The sequence below is a fragment of the Sphingopyxis soli genome, assembly GCF_018682675.1.
In the GTDB taxonomy this organism is placed as follows: domain Bacteria; phylum Pseudomonadota; class Alphaproteobacteria; order Sphingomonadales; family Sphingomonadaceae; genus Sphingopyxis; species Sphingopyxis soli.
The window spans coordinates 43457-55510 of the sequence record NZ_JAFMTR010000033.1; the positions used below are offsets into that span (position 1 = coordinate 43457).

Sequence of the window (12054 nt, forward strand, 5' to 3'; positions counted from 1 at the left end):
CCGCGATCGTCGTCCCGGACTTGATCCCGGGTGCACGGCTTCACCGCTGGAATCGACGCCGGATCAATTCCGGCATGACGAAAATGGATCAGGAGTAGCTCTTGCGGATCAGCCCCGACCCTTCGGGATCGCGCAAACCCACACCGATCGACGCCCGCATTGTGTCGCTTTCGGCGCTGGCGACCGGATAGGCGCAATAGTCGGCGGCGTAGAAGGCGCTCGGGCGGTGGTTGCCCGACAGGCCGATGCCGCCGAAGGGCGCGGCCGACGAGGCACCATTGGTCGGGCGGTTCCAATTGATGACGCCGGCGCGCGCATTGGCCCAGAACTGGTCGTAGAGCTGGGGCGTGCCGCCGATCAGCGACGCCGACAGGCCGAAGCTGGTATTGTTTGCCTCGGCGATCGCGGCCTCGAAGCTCCCGACGCGGACCACTTGAAGCAGCGGGCCGAAATGCTCGACGTCGGGCCGTTCGGGCATCGCGGTCACATCGATGATCCCGGGGGTGAGGAAGGGGCGCCCCTCGACCGGACGCGCCATGTGACGGACCACCTGGCCGCCGTTCGACATCAGGATCAGGAAGCTTTCGGTGAGATGGTCGGCCGCCTCATTGTCGATCACCGGCCCCATATAGGGCGCTGGGTCGGCGTGCGGATGGTCGACGATCAGCCGGTTCGACAGCGTCTTGACCGCTTCGAGGAGCGGCTCTGCCATGCTTTCCTTGACGATCAGGCGGCGCGCGTTGCTGCAACGCTGCCCCGCGCTGAGGAAAGCCGATTGCACCACCAATATGGCGGCGGTCGCGATATCGGCGGTGTCCCACACCACGATCGGATTGTTGCCGCCCATTTCAAGCGCGAGTATCTTGCCCGGCTTGTCGGCGAACTGGCGGCTGAGCGCGACGCCGGTGCGCGCAGACCCCGTGAACAGCAGCCCGTCGAGCCCGTCGTGGCCCGCAAGCGCCTTGCCGGTATCGGGGCCGCCGATGACGAGGCGCAGCACCTCTTCGGGGACGCCCGCGCTGTGGAACAGCTCGACGAGTTTCGCGCCAACCGCGGGCGTCTTTTCGGAGGGCTTGAACAGCACCGAATTGCCCGCGAGCAGCGCGGGGACGATATGGCCGTTCGGCAGGTGCGCGGGGAAATTATAGGGGCCGAGGACGGCAAGCGCGCCGTGCGGCTTGTGACGCACCGCGTTGCGCAGCCCCATCGCTCCTTCGATGCGGCGGTTGGGCGTGCGTTCGGCATAGGCCTTGATCGAAATATCGACCTTGTTCGCGACCGATTCGACTTCTGTCCGCGCCTCCCACAGCGGCTTGCCGGTCTCGCGGGCGATCAGGTCGGCCAGAACTTCGCCCTCGGCCTTCACCCGGTCGGCAAAGCGGCGGAGCGCTTCGGAGCGGAACGTCACCGCCTTCGACGCCCATGCGGGCCAGGCGGCGCGCGCGATCGCGACTTCCCGGTCGACATCGCTCGCCGCCCCGCGCCACAGTTCGTTGCCGGTCGCGGGTTCGAAGGAAAGCAGCGTGTCGCTCATGGTCCCCCGCCTCTTATCGGTGAAAGCGGATGGCGGCAACCGGGCTCGCTGCGCCGATGCGACGGATGGCTTGCGCCGGGCGCGCTGGGCGGCGATAGACGCGCAAGGGGCGATGGTTGCGGCGACGAGAAGGGGACGCGCGATTTCGGCAAGGCAGGATATCATGCGCGACTGGGACGACCATTATTGGTGGTCGCACGACGGCGTCCGCCTGCACGCGCGCATCTATGCGGGGCCGAAGGGCAGCGAGGCCGCCCCGCCGATCCTCTGTATGCCGGGTCTCGCGCGCAACGCCCGCGATTTCGAGGCGCTCGCCCCGCACATGGCGGCAAAACGGCGGGTGATCGTCGCCGAATTCCGCGGTCGCGGCGAGAGCGCCTATGCCAAGGATCCGATGACCTACGTCCCGCTCACCTATGTGCAGGATGTGGTCGCGCTGCTCGACGAGCTGGCCATCGAGCGGTTCGCGACCGTCGGCACGTCGCTCGGCGGGCTCGTTTCGATGCTGCTGGCGGCGACCCAGCCGGGACGGATCGTCGGGGCGGTCCTCAACGACGTCGGGCCCGAGCTCGAGAAGGCGGGGCTCGACCGTATCCGCGACTATATCGGCGCCGGCGGCAGCCAGCCGACGTGGATCCACGCGGCGCGCGCCTATGGCGAGCTCAACGCCGCCATCTATCCCGCCTATGACATCCACGACTGGCTGCGCATCACCAAGCGCACCCACCGGCTGACGCAGGAGGGCCGGATCGTCACCGATTACGACAAACAGATCGCCGCGCCGCTGCGCGTACCGAACGGAGACGATGCCGGGGTCGACCTGTGGCCGGCCTATCAGGCGCTCGGCGACGTTCCGGTCCTGATCCTGCGCGGGGCGCTGTCGGACATCGTGTCGGCCGGAGCGGCCCGCAAGATGGCGGATGCCTTGGCCAAAGCGCGGCTTGTCGAGGTGCCGGACGTCGGCCACGCCCCGACGATGGACGAAGGCGAAGCGCGCGCCGCGATCGATATGTGGATGTCGGACCTGCCGGCCGCGTGACGGACACCCGCGCCCCCGTGCGGATACTGCACCTCCATTCCAGCTTTTCGCTGGGCGGGAAGGAGGCGCGCGCCGTCCGCCTGATGAACCTGATGGGGCGGCGTGCGCGTCATGTCGTCCTGTCCGCGATGCCCGACGCGCTGGACGCACGCGCAGCGATTGACCCCGGCATCGACGTGCGTTTTCCCGCCGATGCACCGCCGCTGCACGGCAAGCCCGGGCTGTCGCGCTATCGCGCACTTGCGCGCTACATGCGGCGCTTCGATCTGGTCCTCAGCTATAATTGGGGCGCGATGGACGGAGTGATGGCGCACCGGATATTTTCGCCCTTCCTGCACCTGCCGCCGATGATCCACCACGAGGACGGCTTCAACGAGGATGAGAGCCTCCGTCGCAACTGGAAGCGCAACTGGTTCCGCTATGCCGCGCTGCCGACGACCGAGGCGCTGGTTGTGCCGTCGATGCAGCTCGAACGGATCGCCGCCGACGAATGGCGCAAGCGCCGCCGTGTACTGCTCGTTCGCAACGGGATCGACGTTGCTGCCTACGCCCGCGGTCCCGACGTGCCGATCCCGGGGTTCGAGCGGCGGGAGGGCGACGTGGTGATCGGTACGGTCGCCGGGCTGCGCAAGGTCAAGGATCTGCCGCGGCTGGTCCGCGCCGTCGCCACGCTGCCAGCGAAAGTCCGGCTGGTGATCGTCGGCGAAGGGCCCGAACGTGCGGCGATCGCTGCCGAGGCGGCAGCAGCCGGTATCTCCGACCGGCTGGTCATGCCGGGTTTCATGGCCGAGCCGGCACGCTGGATCGGCCATTTCGATCTGCTCGCGCTGTCGTCGCAGAGCGAGCAGGCGCCGATCGCGGTGATCGAGGCGATGGCGGCGGGCCTTCCGGTTGTCAGCCCCGACGTGGGCGATGTCGCGGCCATGGTGTCGGGGCAGAATTTCCCCTTCGTCGCCGCCGACGAGGCCGCCTTCCGCAAGGCCTTGGCAACATTGGCCGAAGACGCGGTGCTCCGCGCGCGCATTGGCCATGCCAACCGCGATGTCGCGTCGGCTCGCTTCGACGAATCAATCATGGTCGCGGCCTATGAAAATCTCTATGGTCGCGCGCTCAAGGGGCGCAGCCTGTTCTCCGGGGAATAGCGGGCGCCCCCATTGACTTTCATGGCCGGCTTCCGCTTACGGAAGCGGTAAACGGGGGTTCCGGCGCGACGAAGGCCGGGCGGAGAGAAAGAGGTTTAGTGTGTTCAAAGGTTTGAAGCCCATCCTTTACGGCGGCCGTGAAGTATGGCCGCTCGTCGAGGGTGGCAAGGGCGTGTCGGCGACCAACCATATGTCGAGCGGCGCCTGGGCGGCCGCGGGCGGGATCGGTACCGTTTCGGCGGTCAATGCCGACAGCTATGACGCCGACGGCAATGTCATTCCGCAAATCTATCACGCTGCGACGCGCAAGGAGCGTCACCAGGAACTGATCCAATATGCGATCGACGGCGCGGTCGAACAGGTGCGGCGCGCCTATGATATCGCGAGCGGCAAGGGCGCGATCAACATCAACGTGCTCTGGGAAATGGGCGGTGCGCAGCAGGTGCTCGAAGGCGTGCTCGAAAGGACCAGGGGTCTCGTGACCGGCGTGACCTGCGGCGCGGGGATGCCGTACAAGCTCAGCGAGATCGCGGCGAAGCACAATGTGAATTACCTGCCGATCATCTCGTCCGCGCGCGCGTTTCGCGCGCTGTGGAAACGCGCCTATCACAAGGTCGCCGACCTGATGGCGGCCGTGGTGTACGAGGATCCGTGGCTTGCCGGCGGCCACAACGGCCTGTCGAATGCCGAGGATCCGCGCAAGCCCGAGGATCCCTATCCGCGGGTCAAGGCGCTACGCGACACGATGCGCGCCGAAGGGATTTCGGATGACGTACCGATCGTGATGGCCGGCGGCGTCTGGTATTTGCGCGACTGGGAGCATTGGATCGACAATCCCGAACTCGGCCAGATCGTCTTCCAGTACGGCACGCGCCCGCTGCTCACCGAGGAAAGCCCGATCCCGCAGGAGTGGAAGGACCGCCTGCGCACGCTCGACGAGGGCGACGTGCTGCTCCACCGCTTCTCGCCGACCGGTTTTTATTCGAGCGCGGTGCGCAATCCGTTTCTCCGCGACCTCGAAGCGCGCTCGGAACGCCAGATTCCCTATTCGAAACAGGAAGCGGGCGACCATGTGGTCCAGCTCGACGTCGGGGTGAAGGGCAAGAATTTCTGGGTCACCCCGCACGACCGCGACCGCGCGCGCGACTGGGTTGCAGAGGGCTATACCGAAGCGCTCAAGACCCCCGACAACACCGTTGTCTTCGTCACCGACACCGACAAGGGCGTGATCCGGAAGGACCAGGCCGACTGCATGGGTTGCCTTTCGCACTGCGGCTTTTCGGCGTGGAAGGACCATGACGATTATTCGACCGGCTACCTCGCCGATCCGCGCAGTTTCTGCATCCAGAAGACGCTGCAGGACATCGCGCATGGCGGCGACGTCGAACAGAATCTGATGTTCGCGGGCCACGCGGCGTTCAACTTCAAGACCGACCCCTTCTACTCGAACAATTTCACCCCGACGGTGAAGCAGCTGGTCGACCGGATTTTGACGGGGGATTGATCTCCCCCGTCATTGCGAGCGAAGCGAAGCAATCCAGAGCGGCCATGCGCGAACGTCATCCGGCGGTTTACATCATGGCAAACAAGCGCAACGGCACGCTGTATACCGGCGTCACGTCGCAATTGGTGCAGCGGGTATGGCAGCATCGCGAAGGTTCGGGTGGCTTTTCCGAACGCTACGACTGCAAGTTGCTCGTTTGGTTCGAAATGCACGCGACGATGGAAGCCGCCATCGCGCGCGAGAAGCAGATCAAGGCGGGTAGTCGAGCAAAGAAGCTTGTTCTGATCGAAGCCGAAAATCCGCTTTGGCAGGATTTGTGGTCTCAGATCATCGACGGCAGCGAGTGACGCTCTGGATTGCTTCGCTACGCTCGCAATGACGGCAAGTTGCAAAATTTCGTCATTGCGAGGAGCGTAGCGGCGAAGCAATCCAGAGCGGTCTTGCGCCGCCCCGCGAGGCTGGGCTCAGGCCCATCCCTCCAGCACCTGATCGGCCGGGCGGTGGCCGTCGCACCAGGCGCGGATGTTGGCGATGACCTTTTCGCCCGACGCTTCGCGGCCCTCGATCGTCGCGGAGCCGAGGTGCGGCAGCAGCACGACATTGTCGAGCGCCAGCAGTTCGGGATCGACCGCGGGCTCGTGCGTATAGACATCGAGCCCCGCGCCCGCGATGCGGCCGGTCTTCAGCGCTGCGATAAGCGCCTTTTCGTCGACGATTTCGCCGCGCGCGGTGTTGATCAGGTACGCGGTCGGCTTCATCGCGCCGATCCGCGCGGCATTCACCAGCTCGTGCGTTTCGGACGTATGCGGGCAATGGATCGTCACCACGTCGCTGATGCGCAGCAGCGTGTCGACACTGGCGTGATAGCTGGCGCCCAATTCCTCCTCGATCGCTTCGGGAAGGCGGCGGCGGTTGTGATAATGGATCGAGAGGCCAAAGGCGCGGGCGCGGCGCGCGACCGCCAAGCCGATGCGCCCCATGCCGATGATGCCGAGCAGCTTGCCGCCCACGCGGTGCCCCAGCATCGCGCTGGGCGCCCAGCCGGCCCATTTGCCCGACCGCATCAGTTTCTCGCCCTCGGCAAGGCGGCGGGGAACGCTGAGGATCAGCGCCATCGTCATGTCGGCCGTGTCCTCGGTGAACACGCCCGGCGTGTTCGAGACCATGATGCCCTTCGCGCGCGCGGCGGCGAGGTCGATATGGTCGACGCCGGCGCCGAAATTGGCGATCAGTTTCAGCCGCTCGCCGGCCGCGCCGATCACTTCGGCGTCGATCTCGTCGGTCACCGTCGGCACCAGCACGTCGCAGTCCGCGACCGCGGCTTTCAATTCGTCCTTGGTGAAGGCGTGATCGTGCGCCGAAAGCTGCGCGTCGAACAGTTCGGCCATGCGCGCCTCGACATGCGGCATCAGCTGGCGGGTGACGATGACGCGCGGGCGCTTCGGGCGGGATGAATCGGGCATGGCCGCGGATAGAGCCGCCGCGGCACGGGGGTCAAGAGGGACGGCACGAAAAGGCCGGGGATGAACGCATCCTTTTGCGCGGCGAGCGGTTGAAATGCCGGCACGAGTTTGACAAGGCAGGGACATGACCAGCCGCCAGATCCTGACCAGCCTGATGCTGCTTGCCGCCGTGGGGCCCGCCGCCGCGCAATCCGACGTCGAATTGCCCTATTGGGCGTCGATCAGCGTCGACGAAGCGCGAATGCGCAAGGGGCCGTCGCCCGACGTACCCGTGACGTGGGAATATCGCCGCAAGGATCTGCCGGTAAAGGTGATCGCGCGGCACGAGACCTGGCGCAAGATCGAGGATCCCGACGGCACACAGGGCTGGATGGCGGCGCGGCTGCTGAGCCGCACGCGCACCGCGATCGTCACCGGCGAGGTCCGTCCGATGCGCGACGAGCCCGATACGTCGGCCGCGGTCGCCTTTCGCGCGCAGCCGGGCGTCGTCGGCCGGATCACCGACTGCAAGAACGGTTGGTGCCTGTTCAACGTCGGTGGCCGCAAGGGCTGGATCCAGACCGACCATATCTGGGGCGACTGATCGCGCCCCTGCGGCAGACGTCGGGCGCGCCCGGTCATTTCTTCTTCGGGGTCACCGTCACGACCGTGCCGTCGTCGGCGGTGGCGGTGAAGCTGCCGTCGGCGGCGGGTTTCGACACCGCCCAGCACATGCCCGCCTCGTCACCCTCGGGATCGAAGCAATCCTTGCCGTCGTGGGTGGCGTAAAGCCCCTTCACCTGCTTGCCTTTCGCGTCGGTGTCGACATAGGTGCCGTCGGCGTTGATCGTTGTGGTGCCCATCGTGCCATCGGCCATCTTGACGTCGTAGGTGCCCGGCGCCGTTCCCGATTCGGCCGCCGGTGCCGGTGCCGCCTCGGCGACCGGTTCGGCCGGCGTTTCCTTTTTCTCTTCAGTCTTTTGCGAACAGGCGGCGAGCATCGACAGCGCCGCCAGCAGGACGATTTTCTTCATCGGACCTCTCCCCATCGAAGGTGGGGCGAAGCTACGCCGATCGGCGCGGCAAGCAAATGCGAAAAGGGCCGGACGATTTCCCGCCCGACCCATTCCGATCCGCCCTCGTTTAGCGCCAGCGGAACTCGTTGCGATAGACCTTGACCACCTTGCCGGTTCGCACGTTGACCAGCAGCAGATCGTCGTAGTGGCGGACATAGGTCAGGCCCGCGCCCGCCCGCGGCACGCCCCAACGGCTGTCCCATGCGGGGCGATAGGCCGGGGCGTAATAGGTGGGACGCAGCACCTGCCCGACGCGGAACGGCTGATAGCGGAACGGCGCCCGGTAATTCTGGTAGCGCGCGTCGCGGCGCCAGTCGCGCTTGTCCTCGCGATATTCCTTTTTCGCGTCGCGCAGGTCGCTGCGGGCGTCGCGCACGTCGTGGCGGTCGCCATAGCGCTTCGCGTGATTGAGGTCGCGCTGTTCCTTGCGGATGTCCTGACGGTCGCGACGGAGTTCGCTCGTCTGGGCCTGCGCCATCGCCGGAACCATCATCGCGGCGATCAGGCCGGCGGTGAGAATTTTGCTCTTCATTGTGCCATTCCTTTGCATCGTCAGGGGGAGGGGATCTGCCCGATGACAAGCATGGAATAGGCGCGCCGGTTTGAACCGAACCGGAATGCCGCGTTTATTTTCAGGTCATTAGTGTCGCAATTTGTCGCGCCCTAAACGACGAAATGGCGCCGTCTTGCGACGGCGCCCCGGAACTTTCGTCGAAAGCGGATCAGACCAGCTCGACCGCCACTGCCGTCGCTTCGCCGCCGCCGATGCAGAGGCTGGCGATGCCGCGCGTCTTGCCGTGGCGCTGGAGCGCGGCGATCAGCGTCGTGATGATGCGCGTCCCGCTGGCGCCGATCGGGTGGCCGAGCGCAGTCGCGCCGCCGTGGACGTTGATCTTCTCGTGCGGGATGCCGAGGTCGTGCATCGCGAACATCGCGACGCAGGCAAAGGCTTCGTTGACCTCGAACAGGTCGACGTCGCCGATCGACCAGCCGGCCTTGGCGAGCAGCTTGTTGATCGCGCCGACGGGGGCGACGGTGAAATCCTTGGGTTCCTGCGCGTGCGCGGCGTGCGCGACGAGGCGCGCGACCGGCTTCGCGCCCTTGGCGTTGGCGACCGACTGGCGCGTCAGCACCACCGCGGCGGCGCCGTCCGAGATCGAACTGCTGGTCGCGGCGGTGATCGTGCCGTCCTTCGCGAAGGCGGGCTTCAGCGTCGGGATCTTGTCGGGCATTGCCTTGCCCGGCGCTTCGTCGGTGTCGACGATCACGTCGCCCTTGCGACCCGCGATGGTCACCGGTGCGATTTCGGCGACGAAGGCGCCGTCGGCGATCGCGGCCTTGGCGCGGCTCAGCGATTCCAGCGTGTAATCGTCCTGCGCCTGACGGCTGAGTTGGTAGGCGTCGGCAGTATCCTGCGCGAAGGTGCCCATCGCGCGGCCGGCCTCATAGGCGTCTTCCAGCCCGTCGAGGAACATATGGTCATAGGCGGTGTCATGGCCGATGCGCGCGCCCGAGCGGTGCTTTTTCAGCAAATAGGGCGCGTTGGTCATCGATTCCATGCCGCCCGCGACGATCAGGTCGACGCTCCCCGCGGCGAGCGCTTCGGCGCCCATGATCACGGTCTGCATGCCCGAGCCGCAAACCTTGTTCACGGTCGTCGCCTGCACCGATTTGGGCAGGCCCGCCTTGATCGCGGCCTGCCGCGCCGGCGCCTGGCCGAGGCCCGCTGGAAGCACGCAGCCCATATAGATGCGCTCGACATCGTCACCCGCAACGCCCGCGCGCTCGACCGCCGCCTTGACCGCGGTTGCGCCGAGATCGGTTGCGCTCGCGTCCGAAAGCGCACCCTGCATGCCGCCCATCGGGGTGCGGGCATAGGAGAGAAAGACGACGGGATCGGTGGCGGTCATGACAAGAGACTCCGTAGGGGAAAGATACGTCGGCGGCGCGTTTAGCGCCTTTGCTGCGGCGATAAAAGGGGCGGGGGCGTTCCATTGCCGGTTTGCGTCCGGTCTGTCGGCCGTTAATTTCGCAAAATATTGTAATATCTATATTGTTTATGCGGCTTCCCAAGCGGTGGGAATGCGCCTGGCACGATTCCCCGGGCAACCGGGTCCGGGTCGTGCCATGGTCGAGTTTGCCCGGCGTCGGTTTGACTATTAGTTTGACGAGTTCCTGCCGGTTGGGCAGTGTCGCGTCCTAATAATATGTTTGCAAAGCATATGATGATCGCGCGGTTCGGGCCGCCGCCGTCGATCCTGACATGGTCGACGCGGTGGCCTTAATTTAGCCCAGGTGGAGCGAGTTTGGCATGTCCCATGAAGGTGCAGGCTTCGATGCAGAGGGTGCGGCTGCCGCGCCGCGGGTCATTGACCGGCGCACCATGGCCGTGGGGGGTGTTTTGGCCCTTGGCGCGGCATTATCGGCGATAATGAATCCCGTGCGCGGCCGCGCAATTTACTCGGAAGAAAAATTCAACGGCCTCATCCCTAGCCAGGTCGGGCCTTGGAAATCTCGCTTGAGTTCCGAATTGATTTTGCCTCCCGAAGATGAGTTGAGCAAGAAGCTATACGAGAATCTTCAAACCAGAATATATCAATATCCATCCGTTGATTATAGTATAATGTTTCTTGTCGCATATAGTAGCATTCAAAAGGGAGATATACAGGTACACCGGCCGGAGGTGTGTTATCCGGTATCCGGATATCCCATATTGAAAAATGAAATACGCGATCATCGGATCGGGAATGTGGATGTTCCGTGCCGATTTCTCGTGGCCGATCGCAAGCCTGAAAAGGAAATGATCCTATACTGGATGCGCGTGGGGAGCGAATTTCCGGTCAGGTGGATTGATCAACGGATCGATATGGCGATGGAAAGCTTGTCAGGAGAGCTTCCTGATGGGGTCCTGGTGCGGCTGTCTCTCATCCATCATGATGAAAATTTTGCCGAGAAGGCCTTGGTTGATTTTGCGAATATTATGAGTGCCCATATACCGAACGATCTACATAGAATTTTTTTCGGTAAGTAGTCTATAATTGAAAAATTCAATTGAGAGAGTTTTCTATGAAAATACTTTTGGTTTCTCCGAATGTTTCCAGGAAAATGGGCGGAGAAGCTATAAAGTCATGGAATATAATAAAGGAAATAAATAAGATTGGATTGGACTCCATTCAGCTCACCCATGCAAGGGTGAGGAAGGAATTGAGTGAAAGTGAATTTTCTGATCTGAAATTCTTCTATGTCGAAGATGATTTTATTCAGATAATATTGTTCAAGTTGCGTCTCAACTGGATTTTGGGGGCTTGGGGTTCGTGGCTGCTCCACAAGAAGGCGCAAGAACTGGCGAACAGCGAAGGATGTGATCTTGTCCATTTCACTTCGCCCATTTCGACGACTTTGCCCTATTTCGCGATGAATGGTCCGAAGGTTGTTATCGGGCCTTTGAACGGCAATATCCATTATCCTCCGGGCCTTGCCTTTCGCGAAGAATGGCACAGGCGGCTGGCTGGGCGGATATTACCGGTTTTTCAGCGCCTGGCCGGGATGGCATTCCAGGGCAAGAAGCGGGCGGCCGCCCTTCTCGTGGCGGGGGGCGGCAGGACGGTCGACGCCCTGAAACTCGGCGGCTGCCGCGAAGAACGGATGATCGAAACGCTCGATTCCGGTGTGAGCGAGGAATTTTCGTCGAGCCCGCGCTTGACCCATTCGGAAGCCAACAATGAATTCGTGTTTGTCGGAAGGCTTATCAGCTTAAAGGGGTGCGATCTCGCCATTCGTGCGGTCGCTCGGGCCCGGAATGCGGTGCTGCATGTTGTCGGAGACGGCGTGGAGCGCGATCGGCTGGAGCAGCTCGTGGCCGAACTGGGGATCAAGGATCGCGTGATTTTTCACGGATGGGTTCCGGCGGGCGCGCCGCTTTTGCAGGTCATGCGTCGCGGGCGCGCGTTCGTCCTGCCGTCGCTTTCCGAAGCAAACGGAATTGTTGTCCAGGAGGCTATGTCGATCGGTTTGCCCGTGATTGCGGTCAATTGGGGCGGACCCGCGCTGTTGATTGACGAAAACACGGGTGTGCTTGTCGACCCGGTTAGCGAGGAACACATCATATCGGGGGTTGCCGAGGCAATGGATCGATTGTCCTCATCGAGCAACCTGGCAGAGCGCCTTTCCCAAAATTGCTACGCGAAAGCGAAGGCCGAAGGATTTGATTGGAGCGATCTTCTGGGTCGCTGGACGGAAATATACAGGACGATACTGGCGGAAAATTCCGACGTTCGGTGAGATGCCGCGTCTTTAGTGCGGCCGCTCATGGGGGCG

At 63.7% G+C, this 12054-nt stretch carries 12 protein-coding genes; 7 read left to right on the forward strand and 5 right to left on the reverse strand.

What is annotated here, in order from left to right; all coding sequences use genetic code 11:
- Positions 1–88: 88 nt before the first annotated feature.
- Positions 89–1534: a succinylglutamate-semialdehyde dehydrogenase gene (gene astD, locus J1N50_RS04180; protein WP_215350500.1), complete on the reverse strand. Its 1446-nt coding sequence runs from the start codon at positions 1532–1534 to the stop codon at positions 89–91.
- 163 nt (positions 1535–1697) lie between these two features.
- Between astD and J1N50_RS04185 the strand changes: the two genes are divergently transcribed.
- From J1N50_RS04185 to J1N50_RS04200, 4 genes are all read left to right on the forward strand, one after another.
- Positions 1698–2573 carry an alpha/beta fold hydrolase gene (locus J1N50_RS04185; RefSeq protein ID WP_215350501.1) on the forward strand — a complete coding sequence of 292 codons (876 nt, stop codon included), beginning with the start codon at positions 1698–1700 and terminating at the stop codon, positions 2571–2573.
- Positions 2570–3715 (forward strand): glycosyltransferase, encoded by a 1146-nt coding sequence (locus tag J1N50_RS04190; protein ID WP_343227839.1) that lies wholly within the window; start codon positions 2570–2572, stop codon positions 3713–3715. The genes J1N50_RS04185 and J1N50_RS04190 overlap by 4 nt, the downstream gene beginning before the upstream one ends.
- Before the next feature lie 100 nt (positions 3716–3815).
- On the forward strand, positions 3816–5219 hold the full coding sequence (locus J1N50_RS04195) for an NAD(P)H-dependent flavin oxidoreductase (RefSeq protein WP_215350502.1): 1404 nt from the start codon (positions 3816–3818) through the stop codon (positions 5217–5219).
- Positions 5220–5263: 44 nt separating this feature from the next.
- Positions 5264–5566 carry a GIY-YIG nuclease family protein gene (locus J1N50_RS04200; RefSeq protein ID WP_215350503.1) on the forward strand — a complete coding sequence of 101 codons (303 nt, stop codon included), beginning with the start codon at positions 5264–5266 and terminating at the stop codon, positions 5564–5566.
- Positions 5567–5683: 117 nt separating this feature from the next.
- On the opposite strand, the gene J1N50_RS04205 is transcribed toward J1N50_RS04200, so the two are convergent.
- A complete protein-coding gene (locus J1N50_RS04205) occupies positions 5684–6682 on the reverse strand; it encodes a 2-hydroxyacid dehydrogenase (RefSeq protein WP_215350504.1) in 999 nt (332 codons plus the stop codon).
- A 124-nt stretch (positions 6683–6806) separates the two neighbouring features.
- On the opposite strand from J1N50_RS04205, the gene J1N50_RS04210 reads away from it, so the two are divergent.
- Positions 6807–7265: an SH3 domain-containing protein gene (locus J1N50_RS04210; protein WP_215350505.1), complete on the forward strand. Its 459-nt coding sequence runs from the start codon at positions 6807–6809 to the stop codon at positions 7263–7265.
- Between the two features lie 34 nt (positions 7266–7299).
- Here J1N50_RS04210 and J1N50_RS04215 read toward each other — a convergent pair whose 3' ends face one another.
- From J1N50_RS04215 to J1N50_RS04225, 3 genes are all read right to left on the reverse strand, one after another.
- Positions 7300–7695: a hypothetical protein gene (locus J1N50_RS04215; RefSeq protein WP_215350506.1), complete on the reverse strand. Its 396-nt coding sequence runs from the start codon at positions 7693–7695 to the stop codon at positions 7300–7302.
- Positions 7696–7804: 109 nt separating this feature from the next.
- On the reverse strand, positions 7805–8269 hold the full coding sequence (locus tag J1N50_RS04220) for a hypothetical protein (protein ID WP_215350507.1): 465 nt from the start codon (positions 8267–8269) through the stop codon (positions 7805–7807).
- Positions 8270–8459: 190 nt separating this feature from the next.
- On the reverse strand, positions 8460–9647 hold the full coding sequence (locus J1N50_RS04225) for an acetyl-CoA C-acyltransferase (RefSeq protein ID WP_215350508.1): 1188 nt from the start codon (positions 9645–9647) through the stop codon (positions 8460–8462).
- Positions 9648–10048: 401 nt separating this feature from the next.
- Between J1N50_RS04225 and J1N50_RS04230 the strand changes: the two genes are divergently transcribed.
- The gene (locus J1N50_RS04230) at positions 10049–10768 is read left to right on the forward strand and encodes an exosortase C-terminal domain/associated protein EpsI (protein WP_215350509.1); all 720 of its coding nucleotides are present in this window, start codon (positions 10049–10051) and stop codon (positions 10766–10768) included.
- A 35-nt stretch (positions 10769–10803) separates the two neighbouring features.
- Positions 10804–12018, forward strand: coding sequence for a glycosyltransferase family 4 protein (locus J1N50_RS04235; protein ID WP_215350510.1), 1215 nt, complete (start codon positions 10804–10806; stop codon positions 12016–12018).
- Positions 12019–12054: the final 36 nt, after the last annotated feature.